General features: G+C 44.1%; 16 protein-coding genes and 1 riboswitch. Of the genes, 6 read left to right on the forward strand and 10 right to left on the reverse strand.

Annotated elements, in window-relative coordinates; all coding sequences use genetic code 11:
• Window positions 1-69: 69 nt before the first annotated feature.
• The gene (gene cobG, locus B9T16_RS08970; protein WP_315642792.1) at window positions 70-1,518 is read right to left on the reverse strand and encodes a precorrin-3B synthase; all 1,449 of its coding nucleotides are present in this window, start codon (window positions 1,516-1,518) and stop codon (window positions 70-72) included.
• A riboswitch (adenosylcobalamin (AdoCbl) riboswitch) is annotated at window positions 1,489-1,630 on the reverse strand. It overlaps the preceding gene by 30 nt.
• Window positions 1,631-1,656: 26 nt before the next feature.
• Between cobG and B9T16_RS08975 the strand changes: the two genes are divergently transcribed.
• Entirely contained in the window at window positions 1,657-2,883 is a 1,227-nt protein-coding gene (locus tag B9T16_RS08975; RefSeq protein WP_006619512.1) for a bifunctional cobalt-precorrin-7 (C(5))-methyltransferase/cobalt-precorrin-6B (C(15))-methyltransferase, read from the forward strand.
• A gap of 12 nt (window positions 2,884-2,895) precedes the next feature.
• Here B9T16_RS08975 and B9T16_RS08980 read toward each other — a convergent pair whose 3' ends face one another.
• Window positions 2,896-3,651 carry a cobalt-precorrin-6A reductase gene (locus B9T16_RS08980; RefSeq protein WP_410244477.1) on the reverse strand — a complete coding sequence of 252 codons (756 nt, stop codon included), beginning with the start codon at window positions 3,649-3,651 and terminating at the stop codon, window positions 2,896-2,898.
• A gap of 117 nt (window positions 3,652-3,768) precedes the next feature.
• Window positions 3,769-5,067, reverse strand: coding sequence for a glutamate-1-semialdehyde 2,1-aminomutase (hemL, locus tag B9T16_RS08985; RefSeq protein WP_410244475.1), 1,299 nt, complete (start codon window positions 5,065-5,067; stop codon window positions 3,769-3,771).
• A 97-nt stretch (window positions 5,068-5,164) separates the two neighbouring features.
• Here hemL and hisE point away from each other — a divergent pair, with 97 nt between their 5' ends.
• Window positions 5,165-5,767, forward strand: coding sequence for a phosphoribosyl-ATP diphosphatase (gene hisE, locus B9T16_RS08990; protein WP_410244476.1), 603 nt, complete (start codon window positions 5,165-5,167; stop codon window positions 5,765-5,767).
• On the forward strand, window positions 5,764-6,024 hold the full coding sequence (locus tag B9T16_RS08995; RefSeq protein ID WP_006619508.1) for a hypothetical protein: 261 nt from the start codon (window positions 5,764-5,766) through the stop codon (window positions 6,022-6,024). The genes hisE and B9T16_RS08995 overlap by 4 nt, the downstream gene beginning before the upstream one ends.
• 21 nt (window positions 6,025-6,045) lie before the next feature.
• On the opposite strand, the gene B9T16_RS09000 is transcribed toward B9T16_RS08995, so the two are convergent.
• The 5 genes from B9T16_RS09000 to B9T16_RS09020 all read right to left on the reverse strand — a co-directional run bounded on the left by B9T16_RS09000 (window position 6,046) and on the right by B9T16_RS09020 (window position 10,822).
• Window positions 6,046-6,465 (reverse strand): response regulator, encoded by a 420-nt coding sequence (locus tag B9T16_RS09000; RefSeq protein WP_035736417.1) that lies wholly within the window; start codon window positions 6,463-6,465, stop codon window positions 6,046-6,048.
• Window positions 6,466-6,695: 230 nt separating this feature from the next.
• Window positions 6,696-7,541, reverse strand: a complete 846-nt coding sequence (locus tag B9T16_RS09005; protein WP_014275628.1) for a transglutaminase N-terminal domain-containing protein — start codon at window positions 7,539-7,541, stop codon at window positions 6,696-6,698.
• A 112-nt stretch (window positions 7,542-7,653) separates the two neighbouring features.
• Window positions 7,654-8,634: an alpha-E domain-containing protein gene (locus B9T16_RS09010; protein ID WP_006619505.1), complete on the reverse strand. Its 981-nt coding sequence runs from the start codon at window positions 8,632-8,634 to the stop codon at window positions 7,654-7,656.
• A 56-nt stretch (window positions 8,635-8,690) separates the two neighbouring features.
• The gene (locus B9T16_RS09015) at window positions 8,691-10,124 is read right to left on the reverse strand and encodes a circularly permuted type 2 ATP-grasp protein (protein ID WP_006619504.1); all 1,434 of its coding nucleotides are present in this window, start codon (window positions 10,122-10,124) and stop codon (window positions 8,691-8,693) included.
• A 143-nt stretch (window positions 10,125-10,267) separates the two neighbouring features.
• Window positions 10,268-10,822 (reverse strand): hypothetical protein, encoded by a 555-nt coding sequence (locus B9T16_RS09020; protein WP_006619503.1) that lies wholly within the window; start codon window positions 10,820-10,822, stop codon window positions 10,268-10,270.
• Between the two features lie 123 nt (window positions 10,823-10,945).
• Here B9T16_RS09020 and B9T16_RS09025 point away from each other — a divergent pair, with 123 nt between their 5' ends.
• Window positions 10,946-11,938, forward strand: coding sequence for an aspartate carbamoyltransferase catalytic subunit (locus B9T16_RS09025; RefSeq protein WP_006619502.1), 993 nt, complete (start codon window positions 10,946-10,948; stop codon window positions 11,936-11,938).
• Complete coding sequence (locus B9T16_RS09030) at window positions 11,919-12,749, forward strand: hypothetical protein (RefSeq protein WP_353912485.1); 831 nt, start codon at window positions 11,919-11,921, stop codon at window positions 12,747-12,749. The genes B9T16_RS09025 and B9T16_RS09030 overlap by 20 nt, the downstream gene beginning before the upstream one ends.
• Here the strand turns inward: B9T16_RS09030 and B9T16_RS09035 are convergent.
• Window positions 12,744-13,742 (reverse strand): isochorismatase, encoded by a 999-nt coding sequence (locus B9T16_RS09035; protein WP_006619500.1) that lies wholly within the window; start codon window positions 13,740-13,742, stop codon window positions 12,744-12,746. The two genes, B9T16_RS09030 and B9T16_RS09035, sit on opposite strands and share 6 nt — an antisense overlap.
• Window positions 13,743-13,801: 59 nt before the next feature.
• Window positions 13,802-14,227: a helix-turn-helix domain-containing protein gene (locus B9T16_RS09040; protein WP_006619499.1), complete on the reverse strand. Its 426-nt coding sequence runs from the start codon at window positions 14,225-14,227 to the stop codon at window positions 13,802-13,804.
• 407 nt (window positions 14,228-14,634) lie between these two features.
• Between B9T16_RS09040 and B9T16_RS09045 the strand changes: the two genes are divergently transcribed.
• The gene (locus B9T16_RS09045; protein WP_410244585.1) at window positions 14,635-16,425 is read left to right on the forward strand and encodes an ABC transporter ATP-binding protein; all 1,791 of its coding nucleotides are present in this window, start codon (window positions 14,635-14,637) and stop codon (window positions 16,423-16,425) included.
• Window positions 16,426-16,487 lie beyond the last annotated feature (62 nt).

The raw sequence follows: 16,487 nt of genomic DNA on the forward strand, positions 1-16,487 counted from the left end.
GATTTCTGATATATTTGGTTGCCGTCACGAAGGTAGTCTATCATCAGCAAATTTCTAGGTAATTAGTTATTAATTTAATCCAGGATTTTGGCGCAAAAACTCAGCCAAAAATTTGGGTATTTCGGTAAACACTCCCTCAAAAATTTTGTGTTTTAAGGATTGTTGACCATCCCCGATATAAACTTGGTAGCCTTCCATAGTTTCGCCATTCTGATTAATTGTATGCCCTAAAAGGGTAATTTCTGCGGGACTAGGTTGAGCGCAAAATTTAGGGCAGCCGGTTACATGAATATTAATAGGAGTATCTAAATTTAATCGCTGGTGGAGATATTCTGCTAATTGGGCGGCGTGAGTTTGAGTGTCGGTAAGTGATGCGGCACAGCCAGGCTTACCACCACAAGCAGCGATCGCCACTTGATTTGACTCAATTTCCGCGAAGCCTAATAAGGATAGTTTCGGCAATAATTGGCTAATTTTATGATGGGGAATATTTGGCATTATAATTGTTTGCCAAGGGGTTAATCTTAACTCGGCATTACCAAAGGTTTCGGAAAGTTCGACTAATCCTAACCATTGTTGTGCATTAATTTGTCCTAGGTGTAATGATATCCCAATATAACACAATTCGGCGTTTTTTTGGGGATAAATTCCCAAATGATGATAGGGTTTGCTAGGGGTAGGTTCAGCGGATAATATCGGCAAGGGCTGGGTTAGTTGGCTGTTGACTTGCTGGATATATGTATCTAATCCTAGATTGTCAATTAGCTGTTTCATCCGAGGCTTTTTCCCGGTATCTAAGGGATTTTTTCGGACATACTCCCCATAGACATTAATAAGGGTAGCGACTACGGATAAACATTGTTCTGGCTTGATGACAAGTTGAGTATTATATAGCTTTTTATCTCCGGCGATCGCCAACTGAAAATCAATGCCATTATCCCCACCATTTACCGAGATAGCATTAAGTTGAATCTCATTATATCGATGTTCCCAAGCCACCGGAGAACGCATACCAATTCCCACTGTTCCCCCTCCATCAACTCCGATGCTAAACTTAGGACTAAGTTCGCCAATTAACGGGTGATTTTGAATCAGATCATCCAAGGCTTTAATCAGGGGACGAGTATCAACTAACTCCTGACTATCAATTCCCGCCGTCGGACTACCCATAACATTGCGTAGGTGGTCTATGGTGGGATTTTTAGCGGCTAAATCTAATTGTTGCAGCGTATCAAAAACTGCTAGACTTGGCGCTTTTTGCACTCCCCGAATTTGTAAATTAGCGCGATTAGTTACTTGTAGCTTGCCTCCCCACTCCGTTAATAAATGACCCAAAAATTTACCCTGTTTACTATTAATCAATCCTCCCGGAGTCCGAATGCGGATTAAAAAACCATCCTGGGCGTGGGTTCCATAAAATAGACCCGGACAAACATTTGCTTTAACTAACCAATTCATGGTGATTTTTTTCTCCATGCGACGCAGAGAATGAGCCGCAAAATTAGCTGATTTTGACAACTCATCAATAACTTGTAGTTGGCATTCTGACTCAGAAAATTGTATTACAGTTGCGGCACAGTGTCGGAATCTCACCGAACTTTCCCAACTACAAGCCCAAATACTATATCATGAATACTGGTATTTTAACTATAAATTATGGTGAGCAGGGATTTTTCCCATAAATGGTTATCAATTGTAGGAATTGGGGAAGATGGGTTAGAAGGGTTAAGCGCCACGGCGCGATCGCTTTTATCTATGGCTTCAGTAGTTGTCGGTGGTCAACGTCATTTAGCAATGTTACCCCCGGAGGATAACCGAGAAAAACTCCTCTGGACTTCTCCTATTGATGAGTCGATCGCAGAAATTATCCGCCGCCGTGGTCAACCCGTCTGTGTTTTAGCCAGTGGCGATCCGATGTGGTATGGTATTGGCGTTACCCTTACCCGTCACCTTCCCATTGAGGAAATTACTATCATTCCTTCTACTTCCACATTTAGCCTAATGTGTAGTCGTTTGGGTTGGTCTTTAACCCATGTGGAAACCCTGAGTTTATGTGGTCGTCCTGTAGCTTTATTAAATGGCGTAATTTATGGGGGTGCGCGTCTATTAATTTTAAGTGCAAATAGTCGCACTCCCGCCGCCGTGGCTGAACTCCTAACACATCAAGGATTTGGTGATAGTTTAATCGTCGTTTTGGAACATTTGGGAGGCAAAAAAGAGCGACAAATTTCCGGTTTCGCTTCCTCTTGGGATGTTGACGAAGTGGCTGATTTAAATGCGATCGCCGTGGAGTGTATTAGTTCTAATCCGGTTAAATTTTCCCCTCGTTTATCGGGACTTCCTGACAGCGCCTATGACCACGACGGACAGTTAACTAAACAGGAAGTGCGAGCGATTACCCTCAGCCGATTATCCCCCCTACCGGGACAACTTTTATGGGATGTCGGTGCAGGTTGTGGGTCCATTGGTATCGAGTGGATGAGAAGCGATCGCCGTTGTCAAAGTATAGCCATAGAAAAGCATCCCAGGCGCTTACAATATATTGCTGATAATGCCACAGCTTTAGGAACGCCTCACCTAAAAATTATAGCAGGAAAAGCACCGGAATCATTAATTAATTTACCTTCCCCGGATGCCATTTTTATTGGTGGTGGTATTACTACCCCATGTCTGTTAGAAACCTGTTGGGAAAAATTGCGATCGGGAGGTCGTCTAGTGGCTAATACCGTCACAGTAGAGAGTGAGTTAATTCTGTTAAAATGGCATCATCAATTAGGGGGGGAACTTACCAGAATTGGCATTGAAAGAACCGCAGCCATTGGCAGTTTTTTAGGCTGGAAACCCTTAGCTACTGTCACTCAATGGTCAGTGATTAAACCATAACTAAAATCCCCTTTATTGTTTCTGTAACCAAGCGATCGCCGACTCAATATCAGCCACCGTTTCCCCCATAGGAATGGGAGGACGTTGCACCATAACCACAGGTAATTTTAACTCTCGCGCCGCCACAATTTTGGCGTAGGTAGCATCACCGCCACTATTTTTACTAACAATTGCACCCAGTTGATATTCCCGCAAAATTGAGAGTTCATCTACCACCGAAAAAGGCCCCCGTTGTAACAATAATTCCCCCCTAGGTATAGGTAAATTAGGCTGAGGGGGGTCAATCATCCGCATTAAAAACCAGATATTTTTAACTTCAGCATAGGCGGAAAGTTCCTGACGACCAATAGTTAAAAATACCCGTTCAGCTAACCCTGGTAAAACCATAGTAGCCTGTGAGTGACTATCCACCTCAACCCAGTTATCGCCGGGGACTTTTTCCCAAGCCGGACGGACAACCATTAACCGTTTAATTCCACATTCATTAGCTGCTATAGCCCCATGATCAGAAATTTGTGCAGCAAAGGGGTGGGTAACATCAATTAAAATATCAATTGTTTGTTGTTTTAAGTAGTCGATTAAACCCTGAACACCGCCAAAACCCCCAATCCGAAAAGCCGCCGGGTCTTTCGGGGTAACTGGCTGTTGAGTGCGACCTGCAAAAGAAGCGATCGCCTCTATATTCGCCATAGTTTTCACCCGATTATATAGGGATGTCGCTTCCGCAGTTCCTCCCAAAATCAATAATTTTTTACAGTGATTAATCATCCCCATCAACAGGTTAACATTAGCCCCACACACCCCAGCCAAAACCAGGTTTTATATGAGACCTTCAGAGTTCACCAAAAATCCCATACAAACCCAGCTATTGACTGGCAGAATTATCTACAGACCAGATAAAACTTCCCGCGCCGCCACCAGAGTTTGATCAATATCTTCCTCAGTATGCACAAAAGAAGTAAAACCGGCTTCAAATTGGGAAGGAGCCAAATAAATACCCCGTTCTAACATACCTCGATGGAAGCGGCCAAACTTAGCCAAATCCGACTTTTTAGCATGATCATAATTATGAACAGGTCCCTCCGTAAAAAAGAACCCAAACATCGCGCTAATTTGCCCACCACAGGCCGCATGACCTGTTTCTTTAGCAATTTCCAATAAGCCATTACTCAGCTTTTTGGTAATTTGGTCGAGATATTCATAAGTCCCCGGCTTTTGCAATAATTCCAGAGTCTTAATTCCCGCCGTCATGGCTAGGGGATTTCCCGATAGAGTTCCAGCTTGGTACATGGGACCTGCTGGGGCGACCATAGCCATAATATCCTGACGACCGCCATAGGCTCCCACAGGTAAGCCACCACCGATAATTTTACCCAAAGTGGTTAAATCTGGGGTGACACCAAATTTTTCTTGAGCCCCACCGTAGGCGATGCGGAAGCCAGTCATCACCTCATCAAATACCAGTAAAGCGCCATTGTCCTCGGTCAGCATCCGCAAACCTTCCAGGAAACCCGCATCAGGAGGAATAAAGCCAGAGTTGCCTACAACGGCTTCTAGGATGATACCTGCGATTTGACCGGGATTTTCCGAAAATAGTTTTTTGACGGCTTCTAGGTCATTGTAGGGGGCGGTGAGAGTGTTTACAGTCACGTTTTTAGGTACACCGGGAGAATCGGGTAAGCCGAGAGTCGCCACACCCGATCCGGCTTTGACTAGGAACATATCCGCGTGGCCGTGGTAGCAGCCCTCAAATTTGATGATTTTTTCGCGACCCGTAAAGGCTCGCATTAGCCGCAGTACGGACATACAGGCTTCCGTACCCGAGTTAACAAATCTGACCATTTCGATGCTGGGAACGGCATCGATCACCATTTCTGCTAAAACGTTTTCTAGGGCACAGGGTGCGCCAAAACTGGTCCCTTTTTCGAGAGCCTCGTGGAGGGCGGCGATTACTTCTGGGTGAGCATGACCGCAAATAGCTGGCCCCCAAGTGCCAACATAGTCAATATATTGGTTCCCGTCAACGTCCCAAACATATGCTCCTTTGACGCGATCGAAAACTATGGGTTGACCGCCAACGGATTTAAATGCGCGTACTGGGGAGCTAACCCCCCCTGGCATGATTTTTTGGGCGGCGCTGAAGATTTCTTCAGATTTGGTTGTTTGTAATGGGGTGCTTACCACTTTAATCTCCTTATGGTTAGATGTTCCGATGCTTTAGTGCCAAATTTGCCAACGGTGAGGACACAAAATGATATTCTAAACAGTAGTGGTGTTTTTTATGACATTTATTGGAGTTATGGCAGCCGGGAAACCCCCAGAATTAGGGAATCTGATTGATATTGATAAAATTCGTTACGATGAGCAGGGCCTGGTAGCGATCGCCATTCAGGATATCTTAAATGGTGGCGTTTTGGCTTTGGGGTCAATGAACCGAGAGGCGCTACAGAAAACCCTGGTGACTCAACAACTGTGGTGGGTTCAACAGTCACAGGTTCAACTTTGGCATCCTGATATTATGCCCGAGTCCATTCGCTATGACCACCAAGGCAATTTTCTGGTGGCTGGGGTGGCTCATTCTCCCTCCCAGTTAAATGGCTCTGCTGGGCATACTTTGGCGGGTTTGTTTCAGGTAATTTGCGATCGCCGAGATCATCCTAATTCCCAGTCCTATACCTGTAAGTTATTTGCGGGGGGAGATAATAAGATTCTCAAGAAAATTGGGGAAGAGGCGGCGGAAGTAGTTATGGCTTGTAAGGATGATGAGCCGCAGGCGATCGCCTCAGAAGTAGCCGATTTATTTTATCATTCCCTCGTGGCTCTGGCTTATCATCAGGTGGATTTACGAAACGTTTATGAACAGTTAGAAGCACGTCGTCAATGAGTAAATTAACTCCGATTTCCTTAACGGTTCATTATATCAATGGGGAGTCCTACCAGTTTGAGTTTATGCCTCATCAAACCTTGCAGGGCAGCCCTATTAATCCTCTGCAACAGATTTTGGGTTCCCATGAAATTATTATAGAGCTAGAGGATCGTTTGTTAGTAATTCCTATGGAAAATATACAGGCGATCGAGATTTCTCCACCCCCTAGTATTTTACCTGATACCGCTATTCGTCATGCTGAACAGGTAGATTAATGACGTATTTTAAAACCTCTATCATTGTTCATTTTCGGCTAGGACATCCCCCGCAATTGTGGCTTTAATTTGGTTAATAAAGGCTTGATGATCGATAATGGGTTTGGGGATGTAACCATCAGCGCCACTTTGGGCCAGGAAATATTCGCGATCGCTTTCATCCCCTTGGGCTGTCACTAAAATCACTGGCAAACTAGCAGTTTCGGGATTAGCTTTTAGCATTTGGGTAATTTTAATACCATCAATGGGTTGACCCTCATAATAACTATTGTTGAGATAAATATCCATCAAAATCAGATCAGCTTGTTTAGAAGTTGCCATATTGATCACAGTTTCCACGTCCTCAGTATGACAGGCAAGCATCCCACCTTTACGGGTGATAATTCTTTGAAAGATCTGCCAATTAATCGGATTATCTTCAACTACTAAAATAGTTTTCATATTTTCACCCTCATTTGCAGAATTATAGTGAGTCAACATACAGGCTATATGATCAGGATATTCTGTTACACTGATTCTGTCGATCTGAATAAGCTCAGGATTTTCAGGTGATGACTATGGTATCTGATGCCCATTGAGAGGCGAAAAGGATGGAAAAGTTCGGGATAATTAAATTCCTTACCTAGTATAGCAGTGGTATCGGTTGTTGATGTGACTGCTAAAATACTTAATCAACAGAGTTTTTCAATGGATAAATCATATTTCATGTGAGAAGATGCCCCTCGCCCCCGAAAACTGCCGTTGATGGGACTAGCATATTCAGGAATGGCACTAGAAACCAGGGCGATATTGCGATCGCTTATAGCTAAATTTTGGGTGGGGTCATAACCGCGCCATCCTCCCCCCGGAAGATAAACCTCAGCCCAGGCGTGAAGATGGCGATCGCTATTATTGAGATCCCCTTCCTGATAGCCACTAACAAACCGAGTCGCCAAACCCATCGCCCGACAAGCCTCCATAAATAAAACCGTCAGATCTCGACAGGAACCCGCTTGCTGTCTCCAAGTAATTCCGGGGGGGAAAGCCGCCCCAGTTTCCCGAATAGTATAGCGACAAGTTCGATAAATCCGTTGATTTAAATCACTTAAAAACGTGAGAACTTCCCCCCGGGAACCATGCCAAATTTCCTGGGCTAATTGCACCGCCGCCGGGTCAACTCTCCCTTCTATATAAGGCTGTAAATGTCTTAAAATCGGTGCCGGATAATCGGCGATCGGCAATCTCATCGCCCAAGGTTCCAGCAAATAGTTAAAGGGGTTATTACAATAGGTTTCCACTTGGGAACTGACTTTAATCTTTAATTCTTTCGTGGGTTCATCAAACCACAATTTCAGGACATCATTACCATTTAGGTCAACAATTGCCGAAATTCCTTTCGGTTCGGGAACCACATCAATAGCAAAATTCTGTAGAGTCTGAAAGGCATCAGAACGGGGTCGTAAGCGGACGATATGGGGGGTTAATTCCACATACTTAGTATAGGTGTATATGGTGGTATGAACAATCTTATAAATCATCACTGTGTCAGGGGTATTTCAATTAGGAACAGGGCTGACGAGGTACAGCCCCACCCCACCCCCCAGTTAGTGGGAATAGGTGGGGAAGGAGAGAGGCATAATTATATCACTGTCAACTTACTTGACTTTGACTAGCTGTTTCCGGCATAGGTTCCAGGGCAAAAAATGTTTCAAACGTTTTCTCTTGAATCATATTAATCCGGGTTTGCAAATTATCGAGAAATTCATGTAATCCCCGATTCATAATCTCATCAATCATGATATAGTCCAACTCCGATCGCAAACGTCCCAACTCCAGGTCTACGGGATTTTTCCAAGTTCCCGGCCTAGTTCCGGTAATATGTTGAAGCGATCGCTCTGCCTGTAATATGCAATACTGAATCGAGCGAGGAAATTCCCGATCCAAAATCAGAAATTCTACCACACCAAAAGGGGTAATCCGGTGTTGTCGGCGTTTACGATACATCTCATAAGCACTAGCAGATTTCAGCAAAGCGATCCACTGAATTTCATCCAATGTAGTGCCCACATCCTCCACAGAAGGCAGCAAAATGAAATATTTAACATCCAGAATCCGAGAAGTTTTATCAGCCCTTTCTAGCATTCTTCCCATCCTTCCAAAATGCCAGCCCTCATTATGAGTCATAGTCGCATCCATAACCCCAACAAATAAATGGGCTTGCTGCTTCACCTGATTAAAAAACTCCGGCAAATAATAGGAGCTATCCCCCATAGCAGCATCTCGCACCATCATATAAAACTCATTGACCTGTTCCCACATTTCCGAGGAAATAATTTCCCGGACAGATCGCGCATTTTGTCGCGCCAACCGCAGACAAGATAAAATCGAGTTAGGATACTGATTATCAAAAGTCAGGAATTGAATCACATTTTCAGCGGTCGCCTCTCCGTAGCGTTCCTTAAACAGTTCTAAATCCCCAGTAGTTAACACCAAAGGTCGCCATTGTTGCTTCATTCCCGAAGGAGAGTCCAACAACAAATTTTGGTTAACATCAACAAATCGGGCAATATTTTCAGCCCTTTCTATATAGCAATTCAGCCAATAGATAGAATCAGCAACACGACTGAGCATAGTTTTTGCGACTCAAAATGTAACGACAATTGTGGCTAACAAAGTTACCGCCAAGATTAGAATAAAACCCAAGTATCCTTACTGCCGCCCCCTTGGGAAGAGTTCACCACCAAAGAACCTTTTTTCATAGCCACGCGGGTCAAGCCGCCTGGATGAACATAAACCCCTTGAGGACCGTAAAGGATATAGGGTCGTAAATCGACATGACATCCCTCAAAGCTATCGCCTAGCAGGGTAGGAACGCGGGATAAAGAAAGGGTAGGTTGAGCGATATAATTGCGGGGGTTCGCCTTAATGCGTCCAGCAAACTCTAGTCGTTCTTCTTCTGTGGCTTGAGTCCCAACTAGCATCCCATAGCCACCAGCTTCGTTAGCGGCTTTAACGACTAATTTATCAAGGTTAGCCACCACATATTCAAGTTGCTGAGGTTCCCAACACAAGTAAGTAGGAACATTAGCCAAAATCTGATCTTCTCCCAAATAGTAACGAATCATCTGGGGGACATAGGAATAAATTACCTTATCATCAGCCACACCCGTACCCAAAGCATTAGCCAGGGCGACGCGACCACTGCGATAGACCTCGGTGATACCAGGAACTCCTAAAAGTGATTCAGGGTTAAAGGCTAGGGGGTCAATAAAAGTATCATCAATGCGGCGGTAAATGACATCAACCCGCTGTAAACCTTTTGTGGTTCGCATTTGCACATAACCATCTGCTATGACCAAATCCCGTCCTTCCACCAATTCTACTCCCATTTGTTGGGCGAGGAAAGAATGTTCAAAATAGGCAGAATTATAAATCCCCGGAGTTAAAACTACCACGGTCGGGTCATCTATGTGGGAAGGGGCTAAATTCAGCAGAGTATCTAGGAGATGACTGGGATATTCATCAACGGGTTGAATGCCTAGGGTAGCGAAGATTTGCGGAAAAGTGCTTTTCATTACCCGTCGGTTTTCCAGAACATAGGAAACCCCAGAGGGACAGCGTAGGTTATCTTCTAAAACATACCATTGACCATCGCGATCGCGTACTAAATCCGTCCCCGTGATATGACACCAAATATTTTTAGGGGCTTCAATTCCCATACAGGGTTTAAGAAAGCCTTTAGATGAGTTAATCAAATCTTCAGGAATCACACCATCTTTGACTATTTTCTGATCACTGTAAATGTCAGATATAAACAAATTGAGAGCCTGAATTCTCTGGATTAGTCCTCGTTCTAAATACGCCCATTCCTGCGCGGAAACAATACGAGGAATCATATCAAAGGGCAAAATCCTCTCGGTCCCCTCACTATCGCTATAAACGTTAAACGTTGCCCCTAGTTTCATCATGGCGGTTTTCGCCGCCTGTTGTCGCATCCTAATTTCTTCTGGAGACAGGGAATTAAGCCGATCTATTAAAAGTTTGCCTTCGGGTCTCGGTTCCCCTGGAGAGGCAAATAGTTCATCGTAGAAATCACCTGGATCGTAAGAATCAAATAGCACAAATTGTAGCCCCAACTGCTCTAACACCTCTGATGATAAGGGGCTGAGTCCGTCCGGGAACTGTAGTTAATGATACCAACTGGTTAACCCCAAGTTAGTGGTGTTTTTTGTCGGATCCAATTATACCATACAACGGGTCACACTTACAGGACAATTTCCTGGCCTCTATTGGTAAAGTGGACTTGTTGGATTTGCCAAACCGGGTTGCTAGTGAGGGTTTGGCGTAAACTACCGAAGAGGGCTAGTTGTTCACAGGATGACAGGGAGGTAAACACCCTGGGGCTGTTGCTGGGAACTCGAAAATCTATGGTGATGGTATGCTGATGGCGGATAATTCGATACCCCAAGGAAAAGTCGGCGGATTCGTAGTTGTCTAAAACCTGCCTTACTGCCAATTCTAGGGACTGTTCCGCCGGAAGTGTAGTCCAACGCGGTACTAGGTTTTGACAGGCGCTGTCGGCTTGATAAAGGGTGACTGGGATGGTATTTGCTGGGGGGGCGGTGGGTTCCTTCAGGGGAGGCGGCACCGGAGAGGTTTCTGGTTTGCTGATGGTGGTTTCGCCGCTAGTTTGGGGGTCGGGTTGGTTGATGGGGGTTTCGGAACTTTCGTCAATGGGGACATTACTACTACAGCTTGTCAAGAGGACAATCATCACGGTAGTCAAAACAGGGGGTAACAAATGTTGGATACTAATCATGGCTGGTACATGGGTTAACTTCGATAGTTAATAATTCAAGGCTAAAAGGCTTGACTCCGAATGGTAGTAGTCACCTGTCCCCGTTATCCGGCGCTACGGCAAATATTTCTTGAATGAGGCTAAATGGTTACGACAAACTGGAATCGCCGACATATCCTATCTCTGGCTGATTTCACGGCTGCTGAATATGATACGGTTTTGCAAACTGCTGCTAGTTTCCGGGAGGTTCTCGGACGTAGGACTAAAAAAGTCCCGGCTTTACAGGGTCAGGTGGTGGCTAATTTGTTCTTTGAACCTTCGACCCGGACTCGCAATAGTTTTGAATTGGCGGCGAAACGTCTGTCGGCGGATACGTTAAATTTTACGCCGGGGACTTCTTCGCTGACTAAGGGTGAAACTATTTTGGATACGGCCAAAACTTATTTGGCTATGGGAACGGATATGATGGTGATCCGACATCGTGAGGCGGGGGTTCCTTTGGCGATCGCCACGGAGATGGATCGCCTTAATACTCAGGTGGCGATTTTGAATGCGGGGGATGGTCAACATGAACACCCATCCCAGGGATTATTGGATTTGTTTACTATTTGTCGGGTTTTGGACCCGGAAAGTCCCCGCCTGGATTTATTGCGAGGTAAGAAAATTGCGGTGGTTGGGGATATTTTGCATTCCCGGGTGGCGCGGTCTAATATCTGGAGTTTGACGGCTACGGAAATGGAGTTGCATTTAGCAGGTCCGCCGACTTTGCTACCTAAATGCTTTGCGGGGTTGGGTAGCGATCGCCCTGGTAAATTGTTTTTACACTGGAGTTTAGATGAGGCTCTGGCTGATGCTGATTTTGTGATGACTTTGCGCTTACAAAAGGAACGCATGACTAATTATTTATTGCCGAGTTTGCGAGAGTATCATCAACTTTATGGGATTACTACGGAACGCTTAAAGTTATGTCGTCCTGATGTGAAAATTCTCCATCCTGGTCCGGTTAATCGCGGTGTGGAAATTAGTTCCGAGTTGATGGATAATCCCGATCGCAGTTTGATTTCTCAGCAAGTTACTAGCGGTATTGCGGTCAGAATGGCTTTATTATATTTGATTGGTGTCGGGAAGGGAGGATAGACGACGGGTGCAGGTATTTCCAGACCCTCAACAGTTACAAATGGCGATAGATGCGATCGCTGAATTTGAGGCTTCTACTGTTCCTGGGGTCTGGCTAGGGTTGGATCGGGAACAGGTGATTAGCCAAATGCGATCGCGCCTTCAAAACCCCTTTAGTCTCAGTCAGGGAGGACAGCCTTTTTGTGGTCCGGCGGTGATTGTTTTTGAACTGATTAGACATCACCCCCAACAATATGTCACCATCTGTCGCAACTTGTTTCAACTGGGCGGCTTTCATACCCTCAAAAATACCTGGATTTCTGCCTCGGAACGCCTGCGAAATAGCCGGGGAAACTTCCAGATGCCACAAGCTGATTGGATGGTACTTTCTACCCTGCGAGAATCTCAAAATTTATGGCTTCCTATTGAGCCTAATGCGCCGGATATTCTCCGTAACTTGGCGGGAATTACTAAGCCTTGGGAAATTGTGGGATGGACTCGGGAACTTCTGGGCTTTGCTGATGTTAATTTCACCAAACCTTATTTATTTGGTCATCTCCAAGCTATGGAAAATGCCACTGCTGTTTTAGACCAAGGTGGGGTGGTGTTGGCTTTGATAAATGCTGAGGCTTTACTGAAAAATAAGCCGCCTTTAATACCTTATCCTAGTCATTGGGTGGCTGTGGTTAGTGGTATGGATTTCGCTGATACTAATTCTCCCCAATTAATTGATTTTCAAGTTTACACTTGGGCTCAAAAAATGCGGGTTACAGCTACTCCTCAAGCCTTCTCCCTCCACTTCTGGGAAGCTATTACCGCACAACCATTATAAGGCGATCGCCTCGGTGGATTTAACTAGATTAATTCCGGCGGCGGAAAACCTTTTAAATGCGGCTTCTGCGGCTTCTGTGAAATCGACTACACCCGGAACTATTACCGGAGAAGTACAATCTTCTAACACATAAATTCGTTGCGCTAAAGTGCGATCGCGCTGTTGAATTTCTGTCAGTAAATCTTCCACAGTCCAGGCGACACAGTGACTCTTAGCTTGACCCGCAATAAATAGCCGATCAAAGTTCAGCAGTTGCTCAATTAGCCCTTGATTTGTGTTACCAATACTCACGCCATTACTAGCCACTAAAACCTCTGGCTTGAGGGCGGAATAATTTTCCGTGAGGGGATGTTGACCTTTTAATTCTAGGTGAGTTTGACTGTAACGGGCGATATTATGAAAAAATAGCGCTTCTTCTACTCCTGAAACTAAAGCATGACTAATACCTCCCATAATGCCATGATAGGGCCAAATCGTTAGAGGATAGCGCCCCCCTTCCGTCAATTGATGGGTATAATAGCGGGCGTGTTGTGCTAAGGTTTGTTCATCCCACCCCCTAAAATTAGGGGCGATATTTGCATTAACCCGCCATCGACCTTTAGTGATATCCTCATCAGTAATAGTCGTTCCCGGTTCGGGATATTCGCCACTATCATTCACCCAAAAAATCGGATGGAAAATCTGCATAGCAGTGTGAGTATCTAGGGTGGCTATAATTTCAGTAATTACCCCCAAATGGCGATAAATAAACTCACATAATCGTTGATTATCTTGTACCGCACCCCTGACAAATAACTCAAATCCGGGAATACAAAATGTATTCTGAACATCAATGAGTAATAAACCGATCCGTGTAGTATCTTCGGCTGCGGGTTTAATTTGATGTTCCTGCGCCCAAAGCCGTGCATCTATCTGTCGCTGCTGATAGGGTACTTTCCACACTTCCTCAAGTTTATGGCTCTCAAAGAAAACCGGAATCGGCGATTTATTCATCAAAAACCCCCTAGGATTAGCCACCACTGCCAGTTTCAGCCATCCACAATTTAGCCTAACTAAATTTGCAGATTGAGCCTATATCTAATAGTAGCATAAACCACATTATATGAGACTTGTAACCCATATTTGTCTTGGAGCCAGCTTTGGACTTCACAATAAGTTTTAAAGCCCGATTCTTTTAAGGTCAGCTTAGACTTTAATTCCTGTAATGCTTCCGGGGGGATTTGCTGTCTACGTCCTTTTTTAGATTGATGATAAATTAAGCGATCGATTCCACCTTTTTGGTAGCGATTTAACCAGCGATGGATAGTAATGCGGCTCACCCCCAACACCAGCGCTAATTTGGTAATACTACTAACCTTATTAGATTTTAACAAATAAAGGGCTTTAACTTTCTTAAAGCTATCATGGGTGATAGTTTGAGACATTAAAAATTTCAGGTCTTCGATGGTTTCTTGGATTGCCAATTGATGGTATTTCATCTCAATCACTCCAGGCCATGCCGGCCAATAAAATTAATCTTGATGATGATTTGCTAAAAATAAATATTCGATCGCCTTAAAAATCACTTAGACCCAGCTATAAATAGTGATCAAATATACAGGATATTCAATCCTCCCTCAATTTTCACTAAGGCTAATGATTAATAATTGCCCTACCATTTAAACCCAGCTTACCAAGATAATCAACTAATTAATAAAATTACCCCCAAAACCCACTTTATAAATCTTTTGCCTCCCCCCAAAACCTCCAAAACCCACCTTTTTTTTAGGCTACTGCCACATCCCACAATATTTGGACCATCCCCAGATACCCTTGACAAAAAGCTGGCTATGTGCATAAAATAAAAAGTTATCATATCTCTACAAAACTTAACAATCTTTAAATTGTGACCAAAAATCCTACTATTTCTAAGTCCCCTTTAAGGCGATTATTTGAATATGCCGATCGCTATCGTCTGCAAATTTGGCAGGCTAGTATTTGCTCAATTCTCAATAAAATATTCGACCTAGCGCCTCCGGTTTTAATTGGTGCGGCGGTGGATGTGGTAGTTAATGAACAGGACTCATTTATAGCCCGATGGGGTATTGAGAATGTCCAAACTCAACTAATTGTTTTATCGATTATCAGTGGCATAATTTGGGGGTTAGAATCCCTATTTGAATATATTTATAAACTACTGTGGCGTAACCTCGCCCAAACCATTCAACATGAACTGCGTTTAGATGCTTACCGACACCTGCAAAAACTGGAGTTATCCTATTTTGAAGAACGCAGCACGGGCAGTTTAATGGCTATCCTTAATGATGACATTAATCAACTGGAAAGATTTTTAGATGTTGGGGCTAATGAAATTCTGCAAGTAGTGACCACAATATTAATTGTGGGCGGTGGTTTTTTCATTATATCTCCCGAAGTGGCTTGGTTAGCTATGCTACCGATGCCGTTTATTGTTGGGGGTTCTATACTGTTTCAAAAAAGGTTAGCGCCCCGTTATGCAGAAGTCCGCGAAAAAGTTGGTTTTCTGAATGGTCAATTGTCTAATAATTTGACGGGTATTACTACCATTAAAAGTTTTACCGCCGAAGAATATGAAGCCGAAAGAATTGGCAAGCAAAGTCAAGGCTATAGACTAGCTAATCGACGAGCGATCGCTTTTTCGGCTGCCTTTATTCCCCTGATTAGATTCTTGATTTTCTTTGGTTTTACTGCCACCTTAATTGTGGGCGGTTTACAAACAATAGAAGGACGGTTAGCAGTAGGCAGCTATAGTGTTTTGGTGTTTATTACTCAGCGTCTGCTGTGGCCTTTGACTCGCCTAGGAGAAACCTTTGACCAATATCAACGGGCGATGGCTTCTACTAATCGGGTGATGAATTTGCTAGATACCCCCATTGCTACTCACCCCGGAAATATTACCTTAAAGAGTCAGGAAGTTAGGGGAGAAATTGACATTAAAAATATCACTTTTTCCTATAACCCTCAAATGCCAGTCATGAAAAACCTATCCCTATATATTCCGGCGGGAGATACCATTGCTATTGTCGGGGCTACTGGCTCTGGTAAAAGTACGTTGGTCAAACTGTTATTAAGGTTATATGAAATCCAGTCGGGAACCATTTTGATAGATGGCATAGAATTACAACAAATTAAACTTGAGGACTTACGAAAAGCGATCGGTTTAGTCAGTCAGGATGTGTTTCTGTTTCACGGCACTGTAGCGGAAAATATCGCCTATGGCACTTTTGATGCCAGTTTTGATGAGATTGTTAATGCCGCGAAAGTGGCTGAGGCTGATGGTTTTATCAATAGTTTTCCCCTAGGATATGATACGATTGTGGGAGAAAGAGGTCAGAAACTATCGGGAGGACAGCGCCAACGAATTGCGATCGCTCGTGCTGTGTTGAAAAATCCCCCCATTTTGATATTAGATGAAGCGACATCAGCGGTAGATAATGAAACGGAAGCGGCTATTCAGCGATCGCTGGAATACATCACCCAAAATCGTACTACTATTGCGATCGCTCATCGTCTTTCCACTATCCGCAATGCTGACTGTATTTATGTGATGGAAGATGGTCAATTAGTCGAGTGGGGAAAACATGAAGAATTGCTGGAAAAACAGGGAGTTTATAACGGCTTATGGCGAGTTCAGTCTGGCTTGAGGTTGTCAAAGTAACCATGACTGCTAGAGAGCAAAATTAAGTCTTGACAAAAATTGATTTTAGATTTAAAATGGGA

The organism is Arthrospira sp. PCC 8006 (assembly GCF_046480465.1).
Classification (GTDB): domain Bacteria; phylum Cyanobacteriota; class Cyanobacteriia; order Cyanobacteriales; family Microcoleaceae; genus Limnospira; species Limnospira platensis.